Source organism: uncultured Rossellomorea sp. (genome assembly GCF_947488365.1).
GTDB lineage: Bacteria > Bacillota > Bacilli > Bacillales > Bacillaceae_B > Rossellomorea.
In genome coordinates this window covers 128,376-145,999 of record NZ_CANKZT010000008.1, presented here as the reverse complement: position 1 = coordinate 145,999, position 17,624 = coordinate 128,376, and the positions used below count along the sequence as shown (strand labels likewise).

The following is a 17,624-nucleotide window of genomic DNA, read 5'->3' as shown; positions in this document are numbered from 1 at the left end:
CGGAAAGGCGTTCTTTGCCTTTTTGGCATGTTTGACTTATGACCTCGAGCCTCTAGCCGCCGGAGCTGGATGACACCAAATGCGCAGGCGGCTCGCCCAGAGGCGACAAGCATAAGACGAACATGCCGGAAAGGCGTTCTTTGCCTTTTTGGCATGTTTGACTTATGACCTCGAGCCTCTAGCCGCCGGAGCTGGATGACACCTAAAGCGCAGGCGGCTCGTTCAGCCCAGACAACAATAAAAAATAAAAAAAGGACCCTCCGAGAGAGTCCCTTCATCAAAAGCTATTACGCTTTGTTTACGTTAGTCGCTTGAAGTCCACGTTGACCTTGCTCAGTGTCAAATGTAACTTTTTGACCTTCGTCTAAAGATTTAAATCCTTCGCCTTGGATAGCTGAGAAATGTACGAATACATCTTCTCCACCTTCGATTTCGATGAAACCGAAACCTTTTTCTGCGTTAAACCACTTTACTGTACCTTGTTGCATAATTGTTTCCTCCTGTGTGGACTTGAATCCACGATTTATTACTATCGTTGCTCAATTAGATATCAAAGGCGAAAAGTTTAAATACTTATTCTTTCCTTACAGACCGAACAAAAATAATTCTTTCTTAGAATAACAGATAACCTGAGAAAAAGCAAATCGAATACAATAATCACCCTCAACCCCTCTTTATTCTTTAAACTCTCCATTAGTAAAGGATAAATCCGTCCTTATGTCGAAAGTAAGAGATAAAGGGGATGACCCAAATGAATAAAATTGGATTATTAAAAAGTTTAAATCAAGCCAGTCGCGGAAACTTCTTTTCAATTGAAATCCCTATGACTTCAAAAGAAGAAGCACAAACAATCAAAAATCTGGCAACTGAGTTAGAAAAAGAAGGAAAAATCAAAATCAGGGAATGTAATCAGAATGAATCCTCCGTTTACATTCAAGGAATCATTAAGTATGCGTTAACGTAATTTTGAAAAGGTGCCTGTGATCGAACTGCAGGGACCTCTTTTTTTTCGCAAATAAAAAAGGACTCTCAGAGAGAGTCCTTCATCATAAAGCTATTACGCTTTGTTTACGTTAGTCGCTTGAAGTCCACGTTGACCTTGCTCAGTGTCAAATGTAACTTTTTGACCTTCGTCTAAAGATTTAAATCCTTCGCCTTGGATAGCTGAGAAATGTACGAATACATCTTCTCCACCTTCGATTTCGATGAAACCGAAACCTTTTTCTGCGTTAAACCATTTTACTGTACCTTGTTGCATAATTGTTTCCTCCTGTGTGGACTTGAATCCACGATTTATTACTATCGTTGCTCAATTAGATATCAAAGGCGAAAAGTTTAAATACTTTCATTCCTTACAGACCGAACAAAAATAATTCTTTCTTAGAATAACAGGAAATCGTAAAAATAGCAAATACTTTTACAAAATTGTTGAAGACCCACTCTATCTTCCTATATAAAAGTCCACTTCCCCGGAAGGAAATGGACTTACATATGACTATTTATCTTCCTGCTTACTCCCATGTTTTACGCCTTTACTAGTATAGGGCTTGTTGCTCTTCTTCTTATTTGCTCCGGCCTGCCAGCGATTCCAGCCTTTCTTTCCTGTGCCTTGGCCTGTGCCGCTCTTTTTCTTTGGTTTACTCATTTTTTCACTCCGTTATGATAAGGTACGTTCTTTCAAGTTCGTCCTCATATCATAACACTTATTAGTGGAGGAATGAACTCCTTGTTTATTCCACTCAGTTTTTCTGCCCTGTGTAGATGTGGATCGCGTCCCTCAAGAACTCAGCCACACCCTCCTGCTCTGCATCATAGTATGCCTTAAACCGCTCATCATCGACATACATCTGAGCAAGACCGGCATGACCCTCCTTGGTGTACTGTCCCCAGTAGAATGTGATCCACTCTTTATGCAAGTCAGCAGCTTTCTGGGCGATGTCGCTTGCTGGATCACCTGTTTCGAACGCTTCGGCTAACGTTACTTTTATCTCTTTTTCAAGCCCTGTGACTTTTTCATGGTCTTCCTGGGACATGTTCATCACTTTGGCGTTAGATTCGTCCACTGCCTTGTCACCATATTTCTCCCGTACTTCTTTTCCATACCTTTTCTCGTTATCCTCAATCATCTTTTGCTTGAATCCTTCAAACTTTTCTTTATCTGACATGGTCATTCTCCCTTCCTTTACATGTATTGTTTTATCTACATTTGCAATCAATTGATCAAGCTGCTCTCGTCTGGCTAACAATTTTTCGCGGTGTTCCTTCAAGGCATGAGTTGCGTCAAAGGCAGGATCATCCAGAATATCCTTGATTTCATCCAGTCCTACACCTAATTCTTTATAAAAGAGGATCTGCTGCAGTCGGTCGACTTCCCTCTGCCCGTATATCCGATATCCTGACGAATTGGTCCTTGCCGGCTTCAGAATCTCAATTTCATCATAATAGCGCAGAGTTCGTGTGCTCACACCAGCGAGCTCCCCAAGCTTCTTAACGGTATATTCCATGATTTCACCTCCTGACAATTCTTACTTTACAGGTTGACGCTGCGTGAATGTAAAGGGGGTTTTTGAAAAAAGTTTTTTATTTGATAGGATAGCCCACCTGGAAGGGATCTATTTGGGGAATCCCTTGAAAATAAAGCAGCAGTCCGATATTCTTAGATTATTAATTATCAGTTTAAGGTTGTGTTGAACATGCGTATTAATAAATATATCAGCGAAGCTGGAAAGGCATCCAGACGCGGTGCAGATAAATTGATTACAGAAGGAAGAGTGACCATTAACGGGAAGATCGCGAAGATTGGAGATCAAGTGAATCCCGGGGATGATGTGAAGGTGAGCGGGGCACCTGTAAGGGTGGCACGAAACAATGTATATATCGCTTTAAATAAACCTGTTGGGATTACGAGTACCACAGAAAAAGGCGTGAAAGGGAATATTGTGGATCTCGTCAATCATCCCCTGCGAATTTTCAATATCGGACGATTGGACAAGGATTCAGATGGCTTGATTCTTCTTACGAACGATGGGGATATCGTCAATGAAATCCTTCGTGCCGAGAATCAGCATGAGAAGGAATACATCGTGACGGTTGACCGCCCGATTTCAGAGGATTTTCTAAAGCAGATGTCGGAGGGTGTTAAGATCCTGGGAACGAAGACACTGCCATGTAAGGTTGAACAGATTTCTAAGTATGTCTTCCAAATCACATTGACTCAAGGATTGAACCGCCAAATACGTCGTATGTGCGAAGCCCTTGGATACGAGGTATATAGACTGCAGCGTACGAGGATCATGAATATTCATTTAGGGAACCTGCCTGTAGGACAATGGCGTGACCTTTCTAAGAAAGAGAAGACGCGACTGTTTCAGGATTTGGATTATGAACCGAAGGAATGGTAATCATCCAGCCGGACCCGCCATACGTTGTGTATGGCGGGTCCGTTTTTTACATATGGACTTCCCGAGAGTGACGGACGAACCCAAGATAACGGGAGCCCTGGAAGTTCAATTCCCCCTGGTCTCCTTCCACAAGCATCCCATACTCAGTATCTTTGACCTTTAACTCCATCCTGTCCCCACTGTCCACTTCGAAGGTGACAAAGTATTGGCTATAGGCTCTTGTTTCCCCACCACCTCTTACTGCCGTCCTTTTGGCAAGGACTTTTGCCCGGACATTTATAACGGGTGACTGGTTATTCTTACTCCACTCGCCCACTCCTTTTATAATGGAGAACAGAATGAACGAAATCACGATGACAAAGACGATCCCTATAAAAATAGGGACAATTTGAAACATCATATCTCCTCCTGGTGCCATGTAACTCCCCCCTTGGGTATTTCCCACTATTTTACCATCTATATTCTTTTATATGTTATTAAAGTTATTTCATATTCACAAAAAAACCTCCCCTGATTGAGGAGGGAAGGCTATGATCCTGTCGGAAGCTTCATCTTATTTATGACCATTGTTATATAATTCTTCTTCACTGGTTTTGGCGTACGAGGAATTTCATAGGAAGTACATTCCCGGGACTCTTCCTCAGCTATATTGAGCTTAGAGGAATAGACCTTCATTCCTCCCATTATGTTACGAATCGACGATGTCAATTCATCACTTGGACTGTCCTTCAACAGATACCCGCGTGCATCCGCTTGTTCCACTTTATCTCGATACCCCTTTTTTGCAAATGTAGTAAGAACAAGCAGTGGACATCCTGCCTCTAGAGGTCCGTCCCTCTCCAGCATTTCAATATCCATGATGAAGAGGTCTGGTTTTAGTTTTTGGATAAGTGTTTGGGAGTCCTGTATGCCCGATGCCTGACCGACGACTTCCATATCGTCCTCCAGGTTAAGGAGGGAGCTCATGGTTTCACGGAGCAACTGTTGGTCTTCTTGTATGACGATTCGAATCATGTAGGTTCTCTCCTTTTATAGGCCTTATCAAGTAAAGACTCCCCTTATATGAAACGTTCATAAGGAGAGTCGGTCAGGTTTATAGTTCAGGTTTGGCTTCAGTCGAGATTCTTGATTTTGACTTATCCAGAGACTTGATGCCTCTAAAGCTTACAAACGTTTTGTTTTCTTCATCCCAAAGCTTGAAACGTAATGATTTTAAGCTTGTTAAAAGTGAGATGGTTGGTACTTTTTGTAATGGCTCTGAGTTTTTATGAGCTTCTTCCAGTCTGTAGTTCGGCACTCTCGGACTTAGATGGTGAATATGGTGATAACCGATGTTACCTGTAAGGAACTGCATGATTTTTGGAAGCTTATAGAAGGAGCTTCCTTCAACAGCCGCCAACACATATTGCCATTCTTTGTCTTCTTCGAAATACGAGTCTTCAAACGTATGCTGAACATAGAACAACCAAATTCCGATCGATCCTGAAACCATGAAGATGGATCCCTGTACCAGCAGGAATTCCTGCCATCCCAGTGTCACACATAGAAGTGCGATAAGGGCCACGATGATCACGTTCACTAAATACGTGTTATTACGTTCTTTCTTACGTGCATTTTTACGGTTAAATCTATTTTTCAGAAGGAATACATAAATCGGTCCTAATACAAACATAACGAACGGATTGCGGTAAAAGCGATACGCTAAACGAATCTTAAGAGGTGCTGCTAAATATTCATCAATCGTCAGCGTCCAGATGTCACCTGTTCCACGCTTATCCAGGTTCCCGCTTGTCGCGTGATGGACGGCATGATCATGCCCCCACTGGTCGAACGGGAATAGCGTTAACACACCCATAGCTGTTCCGACGATTCGGTTTACACGGCGGCTTTTAAAGAAAGAGAAATGGGTACAATCATGAAAGATAATGAAGATTCGTGTCAGGAACCCTGCAGCGATCACGATTGGAACGAGCGCCAGCCAGTACGATACCGAAAGACTTTGATACGCAAGAAACCATAATAGAAAGAATGGCCCCAGCGTGTTGATGATCTGCCATACACTTTCCTTTGTTGTTGACTTTTCATAAGGAGCAACTTCTTTTTTCAACGTTTTTATATTTGTCATGTCATAATTCCCTTCATTTAAGGCGTTGAACTCATTATAGGATAAGCGAAATCATCGTGTTAGTAGTAGGTGTCATATGCTGGGTATGACAAATGTCATAAGGGAGAATTTGTCATGAACCCACTAACGCACAAACCCTTGATATTGCTGGATTCACAATGATTGCTTCACGTTTCCAATTGGTTATATTATTTTTTCAGATTAGAAAAATATTCTTGTTTGAGGGATTTTTTAGAGAGGTTTTATAAAAAAGTTCTTCAATATAACAAAAAGTCTCTTGTATAGCCTACAAATAAAGAGGATGGCCCAAAGATTTTCTTTAGGTCATCCTCTTTTGTACTATTCACTCATTAAAAATCGAACTCATCCGGATCCGGACCACTGCGGAGACCTTCATTTAATGCATCTAATTGATCCATTTGTTCAGAAGTTAATTCAAAATCATATATAGAAATGTTTTCTTGAATTCTGGACTCCGTCATGGACTTTGGAATTGTGATGACTCCTTGTTGGAGATCCCAGCGCAGTATCACTTGAGCGGGTGATTTACCATGTGACTGAGCAATCCCTTTAATGGTTTCATTGCTTAATAGCTCTGCATTCATAAGGGGAGACCAGGCTTCAACTTGGATATTGTGCTTCTGGCAAAAATCTCTCACTTCCGTTTGAATCAGCTTGGGATGGAATTCGATCTGGTTAACAACAGGAGTGATTTCAGCTTCCTCGAGTAAATGCTCCAAGTGATGTACCTGGAAGTTACTTACACCGATCGCTTTGATCCTGCCCTCTTTATAAAGGGATTCAAGAGCTTTCCAAGACTCCATGTACTTCTCTTTTCCAGGCCAGTGAATCAAATAAAGATCGAGATAGTCAAGTCCCATTTTCTCTAAGCTTTCTTCGTAAGCCGCGATCGTTTCATCATAGGAAAGGCCATTATTCCAAACCTTCGAAGTGACAAACAATTCCTCCCGGGACACAATTCCAGCTTCAATCGCTTTATTGATGCCTTTCCCGACACTCTCTTCATTTCCATAGATGGCGGCTGTATCGATACTACGGTACCCCAACTTGATAGCAGTTTGCACCGCCCGTTCTAATTCTGGACCATCCTCTACCCGGAAAACTCCGTACCCTACTTCTGGCATTTTTATATGATTATTTAAAGTGATAGATTTGACGTTCATACCTACACTCTCCTTTAACTTTATATAAAATAGAATGTTCTCGAGGAGAACATGAATATAGTATGGACCATGAAATAAAGCTTGAAAAGTAGGTACTTTTTTGTGGGATAGGTACTTGGAAGTGCCTGAAAAGAGTGGCTTTATTAGTACATCCTTGTATGGTTTGTTCATTCCATTATGAAAGTAGTTGGATCTACCATGTCATAAACACATTTTCCATAAACCCTCACTGTTGTTTCAGCTTGTACATATAATGTGCTGAAAGGGGGGAACAAAATGTTAGATCGTTTTATTCTTTTATTACTGGCAGGTATCCTGGCAGGATTTGCACTATTGGGGGTAACTCTGTTTAGTGGTTTACCGGCAACGATTACTGGTATTTTAGCAGTGGTCACTCCGATTACCAGTACAATTGCAGTGATCGCTATTGTGATTTTTGCACTATGCATCATCTTTAAGGTTGTACAGGCAAAACTTCACAGAAAATGTTAATCGAAAAGAGACCCGGGTTGATCCGGGTCTCTTTTTGATTGGGACATGTTCCCCTTCTCAGCTAGATAAGTAATCTTAATAACCCGTACCCCGCCCTGTACTGAAATGCTTTCTTAACGAGAATCTGGCATTGGAGTGGATATCATGTAAAGGAATGCAGCGGGGATCTGTCCTCATCACTCACATACCAATATCTGCCGTACAAATCTCCCCTTGCTCACTTCACAGCGGTCTACAATCTGGAATCCTGCTTTTTTAACGTTTGCATCGGCATCTTCCAATGTCACGATCACGACCTTCGTTGCAAATCGTCTCGCACTGCGAAGCATTTCAAGCTGCTCATCATCCGTAATCACTGAACAAAGATTGTAGGGAAGGTCAATCACGGCCACATCATAGCTACCCTTGACGTCGTTAATATCCTTTAAAGAGACTGCCCCTTCGAAACCAAAATGAGCGATATTCTCCTTTACTCCATCCAGGATCAAAGGATTGCGGTCACTACCGACAATATCGATTCCCATGGACAACGCCTCGACAAGGACTGTCCCAATTCCGCAACAAGGATCAATCATCTTGATCCCATCCGGATTTGGGGACGCTATGTTTACGACCGCTCTTGCTACACGAGTGCTAAGTGCAGTCGAATAGCTGTGCGGCTTCTTCACATGGTGTAACCAAACGGCTTCATTTTTCATATATTTTCCGAATACCCAACGATCGTTCGTCTGTATGACCCCGAACCAAATGTCCGGATCGACCAACTCAGCTTCCCCTTTCAGATGCAAGCCCACTTCCTTCTCAATCCTACGCAGCTTCTTAAAGCCCACTCTTTCGGAATCTGGATTTTGTACATATACTACTTTGAATCCATCCAGTGCTTCTAATTTTTCTATTTCTTCTAGTAAATCTTCAAAACTTTTTCCCTCGCATATCATGTCAAGCCGTTCTCTAATAAAAGGACTTCTACTAGGATCTATTTTCACTGAACTTTCCAGAATACCAGATTCAGAGTTTTTTCCAAATAACGCTCTTCTTTCCAATGCGCATAAGGATCCTTCGTTCGCTTCCCATGAATACGTATATAAATAGTTTTTCGCTTCTATAGTGATCATCTCCGTGTGATGTTAAAAATGTTGTGTTGCATTAGAACATTGTAACATACGGAGAGGGTTCTTACCCGATAAGGTCCGTCCCTCAACGCTTTAACGTGGTGAGGGACGGACCTTCATTAAAAAAGCCCATCCATAATTGAATGGGCCGTTACTAAAAATGATCCTTTATCAAATTTTCATTTCCCAACGTTCCTGCTGGGTTTCCTTCAGCTGCTTCTCCGTTTCTTCCGGATAAACCGTACGGAATTTATGGTTTTCGGCGGGGATGATTTCAATCATCTTTTGAATCATGTCTTCCGGATCGAACTGGTCTTTTAACCCTTCCTGCTGTTTTAGCATATCTTCTTTACGGGTAAAGTTCTTTTCATCATCGAACCATTTCCAGATTTCCTCTGCGCTTCTTTTATTGAAGCCGGTCTCGAACGCACCCGGGTTGATGGTTGCAACCTTCACTCCGAACTCTTCAAGCTCCGATTTCAAGGTTTGAGCAATTCCTTCAATGGCGTGCTTCGTTGCTGTGTAAGGACCCACATATGGTGTCGCTGATATCCCTGCCATAGAACTCATGAACACGATCTTTCCGCTTCCTTTTTTCACAAGATTCCTTGCGGCCAGTTGAACGGTTTCAAGGGTTGCGAAGACGTTCACTTCAAATAGTGCACGGAAACGGTCCATAGGAACTTCTCCGAGTGGTCCGCCTTCATTGATCGCTGCGTTTGCTACAAATACGTCGAAATCATAATTGGTAATCTGTTCCCGATCTCTGGAGTTTGTAATATCGAGCTTGAATACTTCCATATCCAGATTTTGCTCTTCCGCTTCCCTCATAAGATCGGTTTTCTGGGAAGTAAGCTCTGTCGTCGCAATCACACGGTGGCCCTTTTTTGCAAGACCGAGTGATGCTCCTCTTGCCAGACCACTTCCTGCTCCTGTAATGAAAATTGTTTTAGCCATTCTGTATTCCTCCTATTAAAAACGTGTCTTCCTTCTTTCTTCCCTTTAACAAAATGTGTAAAACTTTTTATATAAAAAAGAGGCCAGCCCCCGGCTCACTAACGCATTAGTTTACCAGGGGGCTGGCCCCACAACATTATTTATTTTCCATAGTGGAAATATATTCTTTCACCACTTCATAGACATATTCCTGATTCGATGATGCGGTTTCCGGGTTGTATGCTCCACCGTTTGTCTTGTTATTGGACAGTACACGGATTCCCAGGAACGCTACATCATATGCACCGGCAATCTGTGCTGCTGCGGCACCTTCCATCTCCTCTACAGAAGTACCGTATTTCTCATGGAACCATTGGATGCGGTCCACTTCATTATTCCACACGTCGGCAGATCCGATTGTGCCCTCGACGATCTTACCATCAGTGTATGTATCCTTCACTGCTTTGGCAGCTTCAAGTAAGTCCTCGTCTCCATCGTAATAACGGATCTTTTCAGCATTTGGGTCTTCACCTGCACTGCCTTCAGAAGCCATTAAGTCCATCGGCTTCCAGACGGTTGGATCAATTCCTTCGTTATCAGCTTTGTCAGCAGTTTTCAATGAACCCAGGTTCACGGTTCTTTCTCCTAATACGATATCAAATACATGTAGTTCAGGGTCATGTCCACCTGATGTTCCTTGGTTGATGATGGCGATTGGATCGTATTTCTCAATGGCTACCGCAGTAGCTGCTGCCGTGTTTTCCATCCCTTTACCGGTTTTGGCAACGATGACAGGATAATCATCAAGCGTTCCTATATAAAAAACAAATGATCCCGATTTTTCTTCTTTCACATTTTCTAATTTCCCTGCAAACTTTTCAGCTTCAATCGGCATTGGACCTTGAATCATAATGGGCCTCTCTGCCTTTTCTTCCTTAGCTGCAGTCTGTGAAGTGGAACTGCATCCAGTAAATAAGGACAATGCGAGTAAGGATAATGATGCGAATAAAGCCAGTTTCTTTTTCATTAAATCTCTCCTTTTTCGTTTTTTCCTGATGTTGATATCTCGTTGTTTTGACCAAAAGAAAAAGATCCAGAACATGTAGAGTGGTTTCTACTTTCCAGACCTTCGAAGTCAAAGTATAGGTGGTGAACAGGGATGTGCATCACAAAGTGGCTACGTCAAAAAAGGCGTAAAACCGAATACTTCAACTCGTAGTCTAGTTCTTATAATGGGAACCAGGTAGAAACACTCAGACCATATTACCGAGGATATACGAGTAACGATATGTAAAATCAGTACTGTGCTACTATACCAGACCCAAATTAATTATTCAACCGAAATACGAATATTATTTTTATCAATATGTTAATTGTTCGTGTTTCAGTAGATGCACATTAGTCACGATTAAAAGGGATCTTCATGCAGAAAAGCCTTACATTTGATATATCAATCAAGATTAATATAATGAAAGGAAGCTACAAAATAAACAACGGGGTGAAAATCATGAAAATCGGACTTATCGGATTAGGAGATATCGCCAAGAAAGCCTACCTGCCAGTTCTCTCTGAAAAAGAAGGAGTCGAGCTGGTGCTTTGCACGAGGAATGCTGAAACCCTGAATGCTCTGGCAAACAAATATCGGATCCAGGAAAAGGTACAGACTGTAGAAGAACTGATAGCAACCAATATAGACGCAGCATTTGTGAGTACGGCTACCGAAGCACACTTTGAAATAACGGAAAAACTACTCGAGAATGGCATCAACGTTTACATAGATAAGCCGATTTCCTTGAACTTTCACGAAACCGAAAGAATCGTCCAGCTTGCAAAAGAGAGTGGCAAAATCGCTATGGTTGGTTTCAACAGGCGTTTCATACCAAAAGTGAAAGAGCTTAAAGAACACGGAAAACCGAGCTTCCTTCTTATGCAAAAAAACAGATACGCTTTACCTGATTACGCCAGAAGGTTCGTCGTAGAAGATTTCATCCATGTTGTAGATACTCTGCGATTCTTAATGGATACAGAGGTTCAGGATGTAAGGGTTCAGCATCTAAAAAAAGAAGACAAGCTTCATCATTTAGTCATCCAGTTGATCGGTGACGGCTGTACCGCTGTGGGCATCATGAACCGTGATGGCGGTGTGACGGAAGAAATCATCGAGTACTCTGCAGGACATCATAAATATGTCGTCGACAGTCTCGTGGAAACGACTCACTATCATAATAAAGAAGTCAGCTCTTCTTCATTTGGTGATTGGGAGCCTACTTTGTATAAGCGTGGGTTTTATGATTTAGTGGATCATTTCATAGCTTGTGTGCAAAATGGTACAACGCCTGACCCATCGATTGAGGATTCACTCGTAACCCATGAAATTTGTGAGAGGATTGTCGGGATGATTGAGTAGGGCATGGGACTAGGGACAGGTTCCTTGTCCCATTCATGAAAAGGGTGTCGGGACAAGGAACCTGTCCCCACGTCCCTCTTTAATAAAAACCAATAACACTTATCCAGAAAGAAAAAGATAGTAGCGTTTCAATATGTTAGCACTCTATGCATTGAGAGACGGATCTGGCTATAGAGTTTACTTGCCGATTCCACTAGTATAAAAGACTCACAAGAGATGTAATATACCTACTTCTTATTTTCAGATAATTGTTACTATTGAGTGATATACGTCTCTTGATCACTCTTGTATACTTTAATCGAAACGTTTCACCAAATTGAAAGGAAGTGTCAAATTTGAAGAAATATTTTTCTTTGCTGTTAGCTTTATTGCTAATCGTCAGCGCCACAACCCCTGCTGCGGCTTCTGCAGAGCACACAACCAAAGGAAAAGAGATCGCTTTGTCCAAACAATTGAAAGCGATTTCAAAAAATACCTATCGATACTTCGAGGATTTTACAGATAAGAAAACCGGGCTCACTTATGATGCCGTACGAATGGATAATGGGGAGATCAATGCCCAGAAATTCACGTCACCAACGAACATCGCCATGTATATGATGAGTACGATTTCAGCTGAGGAAGTCGGCCTGATCTCACGTGAAGATGCCGTGACAAACATCGAAAAGACGTTGAATTCATTAAAAGCTATGGAAAAATGGAACGGATTATTTTACAACTGGTACTATACAGAAGATGCAACGCTCATGACAGATTGGGGGCAATTCATTTCAACTGTTGATAATGGATGGCTATCTGCAGGACTCGTTGTAGTGGGACAAGCGTATCCGGAACTCTATGAAGAGACCCACGCATTAGTAGAGGACATGGATTATTCCACTCTTTACACACCGGAAGTAGGACAAATGCTGGGCGGATATGATGTAGCAACCGAGAGCTATACTTCTCATCATTATGGTGCCTTCTATACTGAACCACGCGTAGCAAGCTACATCGCCATCGGGAAAGAGGACGTACCGGAAGAACATTGGTGGAGAATGTTCCGCACCATGCCTGAAAGCTGGGATTGGCAGGCTCAAATTCCTGAAGGATATACAGAAACATATGACGGCGTAGATGTCTTCGAAGGACATTACAGCTACAAGGGCACTAAATATGTACCAAGCTGGGGAGGAAGCATGTTTGAAGCATTGATGCCACAGCTTGTACTGAAGGAGAAAGAACTCGGGAAGAACGCACTTGGCTTGAACAATAAGCGTCATGTAGACATCCAGATTCAATATGCTAAAGAGCAAGGGTATGCAGCCTGGGGCATGTCACCAGCAGCCACACCGGATAACTATTCAGAATTTGCCGCTACTCCATTAGGCATGGACGGCTATAAGTCAGATGGCACTGTCACTCCACACGCCACTTTCCTTGCACTTGAATACGCACCGATGGAAGCGTTCAAAAACATCCAAGCGTTGAAACGTTTCGATATGTACGGGAAATACGGCTTCCTTGATTCAGTCAATGTGGAAACAGGTGAAGTGACACAAGCCTACCTCGCCTTAGATCAAGGTATGACAATGGTCTCAATCGTCAATTATTTAAAAGATGGAGTCATCAGAGATTACTTCCATCAAGATCAAATCGGGAAATCACCTGAGGACCTGCTGATAAAAGAGACGTTCTCTATTAAATAATGTAGCGAAGATAATGTAAAAGCCCAAGTGGATGTATTACTTGGGCTTTTTGTATTTAAAGTGTTACTGCCTACCTCCATCTCTTCGCCAACGCCTCAATTTGACCCGGATCCGTCCGGCAGCAACCACCAATGATACGGGCACCTGCCTCGTACCAAACTACTGATTGCTCATCAAACGCCGAGCACCCTTCCTCCCCATGCCACGTTTTGGTCTCAGCATTGTAAGACTCACCTGAGTTCGGGTACACGATGAGTGGTTTGTCAGTGTTTCTGCTTAATACGCTTATCGCCTTCTTGGCCGCAGGAATTGGTGCACAATTCACACCAATTGCAGCGATTTGTTCATCGTCATTGAACACACACGCGCACTCTTCAATCCCCGTTCCATCACTTATCGTCTCTCCATCCTTTAATGAAAAAGACAGCCAGGCGCAGGTATCTGGAAATTCTTTCAGAAGTGAAGCTAGTACCTTTGCTTCCTGCAAGGACGGGATGGTTTCGAATGCCAACAAATCAGCACCCGCCTCCACTAATGCCTGGATTCTTGGAAAATGGAAATCTGCTAAATGTTGATCACTTACTCCATAGTTCCCAACGTATTCAGAGCCGTCAGCAAGGTATGCCCCGTAAGGTCCTACAGAACCTGCAACGATTGGTTTCGGCCGATTCGCATTGCCCTTCTCTTCCTTCCAGAATTCATCCCGGGCCTGTTTGGCAAGAGTAACCGTTCTCTTGATTAATTCCAGCGCTTCAGGTTTCTCTATTCCTCGCTTTTTAAAACCATCCACCGTTGCCTGGTAGCTGGCTGTAATCGCACAATCGGCTCCTGCACGGAAATAATCAGCATGAACCTTCTCAATCGCTTCCGGTTTTTCAAGAAGTATACGGGCAGACCAAAGGGAATCGTTTAAATCAAAGCCATGGGATTCCAGCTCTGTGGCTAATGCTCCATCTAAAATCAGTGGGGAATGTTTTTGTAAAATACTATCAATGGGATTTAGCTTCAGTTGATTCGACATAACCTTTTCCTCTTTTCTTTACGTATTGTGTTAGATAATAGCTTCCATAGCAAAGGACGATAAACGGGATTCCGCAATAAAGGGCTATCCTCTGAGTGGGATCAAAGGCAATGCCGATACAAGAAGCTAGACAAAGCAGAAATGACGCAATGGGAACGAGTGGGTAGAGCGGCGTCCGATAAGCCAGATCTTTCACATCGTTTCCTTCCTTTATATACTGTCTTCGAAATAGAAATTGGGCAGCACTAATGCTCATCCACACGATCACTACCGCAAGGCCTGAGACCGAAACCAATACGATGTAGACCGTTCCCGGTGCAATGATGCTTGAAAGCAAGGCCAGTCCCCCTCCCAGCATGCTGCATACAATCGCATTGAGAGGGACTCCCCTATCAGTCAATTTGGCAAAGATCGGTGAGATGGTTTGCTTATCTGCCAGCGACCATAGCATTCTGGAAGAAGCATACAAACCTGAGTTTGCGGCTGATAAAATGGCCGTTATAATAACAAAATTCATGATATCGGCGGCATATGGGATTCCAATCCGTCCTAGCACCGCTACGAAAGGACTTTCCAATATACCGGCTGACTGGCTCGGTAATAAAGCAGATAATACGACAATCGTCCCTACATAAAAGATGATCAATCTCACAAGCGTGGTGCGGATAGCTTTAGGAATCGATTTTGATGGATTCTCCGTTTCTCCCGCCGCAACCCCGATCAATTCTGTTCCTGAAAAGGCAAAGTTCACGGCAAGCATGGTCATCAAGATGGCAAATGCCCCATTCGGAAACAACCCTGAACTTGTGATATTCGAGAAAAACGGAGCGGGCTCTGATTGACCGAGAGGGATGAACCCGACAATCGCCCCTGCCCCGATCACAATAAACGCAACAATCGAAATCACTTTTACTAAAGAAAACCAAAATTCAGATTCAGCAAAAAACCGCACTGACCATGCATTAAGTCCAAAAATCAACGCAGCAAAGACCGCGCTCCATATCCATACACTAATCGAAGGAAACCAGCGCTGCATCATCAAGCCAGCCGCCGTAAACTCCGACCCCAATGCCACTGTCCATGTCAGCCAATATAACCAGCCCACCGTGTAACCGGTGCCTGGACCAATGAACTTTGCAGCATAACTATGAAAGGATCCCGTCTCCGGCATATGGACAGAAAGCTCGCCTAAGCAAAGCATCACAAGATAAACAACCAGCGCCCCAATCAAATAAGCAAGGATCGTCCCAAACGGTCCAGCCTGATGAATCGTATAACCCGAACTCAAGAATAGCCCGGTTCCGATCACCCCTCCAAGAGACAGCATCACCAAATGCCGTGTCTTCATCTTCCTTTTAAAACTCTGACCTGCGTGTTCCATAAAAAAACACCCTTCCTCCTGAATATATTGTGGAATAAGTGGACAAACAAAAAACGCACCCTGAACGAGTGCGTCACCGACAAATAAAAGATTGCTCCTATCTATCAGGTTTGAATCACCCGCTGGAATTAGCACAGTATCTTCACAGACCTGTTGCTGAGGCTTCAAAGGGCCAGTCCCTCCACCTCTCTGGATAAGAAAATATGTAGATTTTTTAAAACTTTATCAATATATTGGAATAATGTCAAGAACATGAAACAGATGAGCAGCCCAGCCTATCCGAATGTTACTTCGGAAAGAAAAAAGGGAACAACTATACTAAAAAAGGAGAAACTGCCATGCCAGAAGGTCCGGAAATCAGAAGAGCTGCAGATGGAGTAGAGCGCGCTCTTAAAAATAAAAACGTACAAGATGTGTACTTTGCCTTCCCTCATTTAGAAGAGTACGAAGACCTTTTAAAAGGATCGATCGTGACCAGAGTGGATACGAAAGGAAAAGCCATGCTTATCCGCTTTGACAATGGCTACACCATTTATTCACACAATCAACTCTATGGAAAGTGGTACATCAGGAACCTTTACAATTATCCGAAGACAAACCGCCAGCTCAGATTGGCTCTACATAATGAGAAAAAGTCGGCACTTCTTTACAGTGCATCTGATATTGAAGTCCTCCGTGATGAAGAGGTACCTGAGCATCCTTTCGTTGCAAAAGTGGGACCCGATATTTTGAGTGAAGAAGTAACAGCGGACGAGTTGCTCCAAAGAATGAAAGACAAACGATTCTACAAAAGAAAGTGGTCGATTCTTTTATTAGATCAAGGGTTTGTAGCAGGAATCGGGAATTATTTGAGATCTGAGATCATGTTTGCAGCAGGCATCCACCCTTCTCTCCGTCCGATTGACTGTACGAAAGATCAATTGATGAAAACATCAGAGGCAATCATTCATTTAATGATGCAATCCTATAAGACTGGGGGAATTACAAACGATCTTGAACTTGTTGATAAGTTAAAAGCTCAAGGAGAGAAGCGCTCAAAATATCGACATTGGGTATTCAATCGGGAAGGAGCATCATGCTTTATTTGTGGGAGTGAAATTGAGAAGACGGTCGCAGCTTCGAGGCGGTTGTATTTTTGTCCGGTATGTCAGGTTGGGAGATAGGTTCCCTGCACCCCCTCGCCTCCCATGAACAAAGATAACTGTGTTACAGTAAAAAGCTCATCTCATCAGATCTGACAAAATGAGCTCTTCTATTCTACATTCCGTATTTCTCCCGATAATAATCATGCTTCGGCTGAAACAACTCTTCATCGGATTGTCTGACGTCGGAGAAATGATCTACATTATAATGACCATACAAAGCCTTGTTATGGTGCTGGATGATTTGTTCAGCCTTCAACACGGATGAATCCTTCGTTGAGTGACCATCCGATACCAGGGTTACATCCAATCCATTAACCGTTGCATACCGAACAGCGGTGTCGATACAATATTCTGTTTGGCAGCCCATGATGACGACATGTTCAACCTTATTGTCTTTTAAAAAGCTTAATAAAGGCGTACCATAAAACGAATTTGTCGCTAATTTATCATACACAACAGCGTTGTCCGGAACATGGATGTCCCTGTGAACCTGGAATCCGTCACCTTCCCCGCCTCCGACATCCTTATCCCGTATAAAGACGGGATGAGCACCCGCTTCGGCTGCCATTTGGATGACCCGATTGATGGTTTCAATCAGCCTCTCTTTTTGGAATACAGCTTGTTCCCCTTCATTTCCTTCAATTAATTCCTGCTGGGCATCAATCACGAGCAATGCTTGGTTCAATAGAAAAACTCCTTTATCTCCATTTTCTCCTCAACTATCTTTGAATA

General features: G+C 42.8%; 20 protein-coding genes and 2 riboswitches. Of the genes, 6 read left to right on the top strand and 14 right to left on the bottom strand.

What is annotated here, in order from left to right; genetic code table 11:
* Positions 1-287: 287 nt before the first annotated feature.
* Positions 288-488, bottom strand: a complete 201-nt coding sequence (locus Q1B03_RS20300; protein ID WP_064094055.1) for a cold-shock protein — start codon at positions 486-488, stop codon at positions 288-290.
* Positions 489-751: 263 nt separating this feature from the next.
* On the opposite strand from Q1B03_RS20300, the gene Q1B03_RS20295 reads away from it, so the two are divergent.
* Complete coding sequence (locus Q1B03_RS20295; RefSeq protein ID WP_299746041.1) at positions 752-964, top strand: hypothetical protein; 213 nt, start codon at positions 752-754, stop codon at positions 962-964.
* A gap of 93 nt (positions 965-1,057) precedes the next feature.
* On the opposite strand, the gene Q1B03_RS20290 is transcribed toward Q1B03_RS20295, so the two are convergent.
* The 3 genes from Q1B03_RS20290 to Q1B03_RS20280 all read right to left on the bottom strand — a co-directional run bounded on the left by Q1B03_RS20290 (position 1,058) and on the right by Q1B03_RS20280 (position 2,504).
* Positions 1,058-1,258 carry a cold-shock protein gene (locus tag Q1B03_RS20290; RefSeq protein ID WP_064094055.1) on the bottom strand — a complete coding sequence of 67 codons (201 nt, stop codon included), beginning with the start codon at positions 1,256-1,258 and terminating at the stop codon, positions 1,058-1,060.
* Between the two features lie 237 nt (positions 1,259-1,495).
* The gene (locus Q1B03_RS20285; RefSeq protein ID WP_082051258.1) at positions 1,496-1,645 is read right to left on the bottom strand and encodes a DUF3934 family protein; all 150 of its coding nucleotides are present in this window, start codon (positions 1,643-1,645) and stop codon (positions 1,496-1,498) included.
* 94 nt (positions 1,646-1,739) lie between these two features.
* Positions 1,740-2,504, bottom strand: a complete 765-nt coding sequence (locus tag Q1B03_RS20280) for a MerR family transcriptional regulator (RefSeq protein WP_299746022.1) — start codon at positions 2,502-2,504, stop codon at positions 1,740-1,742.
* 189 nt (positions 2,505-2,693) lie between these two features.
* Between Q1B03_RS20280 and rluF the strand changes: the two genes are divergently transcribed.
* Positions 2,694-3,401, top strand: coding sequence for a 23S rRNA pseudouridine(2604) synthase RluF (rluF, locus tag Q1B03_RS20275; RefSeq protein ID WP_299746019.1), 708 nt, complete (start codon positions 2,694-2,696; stop codon positions 3,399-3,401).
* Between the two features lie 46 nt (positions 3,402-3,447).
* On the opposite strand, the gene Q1B03_RS20270 is transcribed toward rluF, so the two are convergent.
* The 4 genes from Q1B03_RS20270 to Q1B03_RS20255 all read right to left on the bottom strand — a co-directional run bounded on the left by Q1B03_RS20270 (position 3,448) and on the right by Q1B03_RS20255 (position 6,710).
* A complete protein-coding gene (locus tag Q1B03_RS20270) occupies positions 3,448-3,819 on the bottom strand; it encodes a DUF2500 domain-containing protein (RefSeq protein ID WP_299746016.1) in 372 nt (123 codons plus the stop codon).
* 110 nt (positions 3,820-3,929) lie between these two features.
* On the bottom strand, positions 3,930-4,415 hold the full coding sequence (locus Q1B03_RS20265) for a response regulator (protein ID WP_299746014.1): 486 nt from the start codon (positions 4,413-4,415) through the stop codon (positions 3,930-3,932).
* A gap of 79 nt (positions 4,416-4,494) precedes the next feature.
* Complete coding sequence (locus Q1B03_RS20260; protein WP_299746011.1) at positions 4,495-5,526, bottom strand: fatty acid desaturase; 1,032 nt, start codon at positions 5,524-5,526, stop codon at positions 4,495-4,497.
* 350 nt (positions 5,527-5,876) lie between these two features.
* Entirely contained in the window at positions 5,877-6,710 is an 834-nt protein-coding gene (locus Q1B03_RS20255; protein WP_299746009.1) for an aldo/keto reductase, read from the bottom strand.
* 276 nt (positions 6,711-6,986) lie between these two features.
* On the opposite strand from Q1B03_RS20255, the gene Q1B03_RS20250 reads away from it, so the two are divergent.
* Entirely contained in the window at positions 6,987-7,202 is a 216-nt protein-coding gene (locus Q1B03_RS20250; RefSeq protein ID WP_299746006.1) for a hypothetical protein, read from the top strand.
* A gap of 176 nt (positions 7,203-7,378) precedes the next feature.
* Here the strand turns inward: Q1B03_RS20250 and Q1B03_RS20245 are convergent, their stop codons facing one another.
* The 3 genes from Q1B03_RS20245 to Q1B03_RS20235 all read right to left on the bottom strand — a co-directional run bounded on the left by Q1B03_RS20245 (position 7,379) and on the right by Q1B03_RS20235 (position 10,277).
* Positions 7,379-8,140 carry an RsmD family RNA methyltransferase gene (locus Q1B03_RS20245; RefSeq protein WP_366141313.1) on the bottom strand — a complete coding sequence of 254 codons (762 nt, stop codon included), beginning with the start codon at positions 8,138-8,140 and terminating at the stop codon, positions 7,379-7,381.
* A gap of 345 nt (positions 8,141-8,485) precedes the next feature.
* Positions 8,486-9,271, bottom strand: coding sequence for an SDR family oxidoreductase (locus tag Q1B03_RS20240; protein WP_299746002.1), 786 nt, complete (start codon positions 9,269-9,271; stop codon positions 8,486-8,488).
* Between the two features lie 136 nt (positions 9,272-9,407).
* Positions 9,408-10,277 (bottom strand): 5'-methylthioadenosine/S-adenosylhomocysteine nucleosidase, encoded by an 870-nt coding sequence (locus Q1B03_RS20235; protein WP_299746001.1) that lies wholly within the window; start codon positions 10,275-10,277, stop codon positions 9,408-9,410.
* A gap of 169 nt (positions 10,278-10,446) precedes the next feature.
* Positions 10,447-10,550, bottom strand: a riboswitch (purine riboswitch).
* A gap of 207 nt (positions 10,551-10,757) precedes the next feature.
* On the opposite strand from Q1B03_RS20235, the gene Q1B03_RS20230 reads away from it, so the two are divergent.
* Positions 10,758-11,657, top strand: a complete 900-nt coding sequence (locus tag Q1B03_RS20230) for a Gfo/Idh/MocA family protein (protein ID WP_299745999.1) — start codon at positions 10,758-10,760, stop codon at positions 11,655-11,657.
* A 326-nt stretch (positions 11,658-11,983) separates the two neighbouring features.
* Positions 11,984-13,345 (top strand): glucoamylase family protein, encoded by a 1,362-nt coding sequence (locus Q1B03_RS20225; RefSeq protein ID WP_299745997.1) that lies wholly within the window; start codon positions 11,984-11,986, stop codon positions 13,343-13,345.
* 70 nt (positions 13,346-13,415) lie between these two features.
* On the opposite strand, the gene mmuM is transcribed toward Q1B03_RS20225, so the two are convergent.
* Positions 13,416-14,366 carry a homocysteine S-methyltransferase gene (mmuM, locus tag Q1B03_RS20220; protein WP_299745995.1) on the bottom strand — a complete coding sequence of 317 codons (951 nt, stop codon included), beginning with the start codon at positions 14,364-14,366 and terminating at the stop codon, positions 13,416-13,418.
* Positions 14,335-15,747 (bottom strand): S-methylmethionine permease, encoded by a 1,413-nt coding sequence (mmuP, locus tag Q1B03_RS20215; protein WP_299745993.1) that lies wholly within the window; start codon positions 15,745-15,747, stop codon positions 14,335-14,337. The genes mmuM and mmuP overlap by 32 nt, the downstream gene beginning before the upstream one ends.
* Positions 15,748-15,841: 94 nt before the next feature.
* Positions 15,842-15,947, bottom strand: a riboswitch (SAM riboswitch).
* A 138-nt stretch (positions 15,948-16,085) separates the two neighbouring features.
* Between mmuP and nei the strand changes: the two genes are divergently transcribed.
* The gene (gene nei, locus Q1B03_RS20210) at positions 16,086-16,910 is read left to right on the top strand and encodes an endonuclease VIII (RefSeq protein WP_299745991.1); all 825 of its coding nucleotides are present in this window, start codon (positions 16,086-16,088) and stop codon (positions 16,908-16,910) included.
* 94 nt (positions 16,911-17,004) lie between these two features.
* Here nei and Q1B03_RS20205 read toward each other — a convergent pair whose 3' ends face one another.
* Positions 17,005-17,577 (bottom strand): isochorismatase family protein, encoded by a 573-nt coding sequence (locus Q1B03_RS20205; RefSeq protein ID WP_299745989.1) that lies wholly within the window; start codon positions 17,575-17,577, stop codon positions 17,005-17,007.
* Positions 17,578-17,624 lie beyond the last annotated feature (47 nt).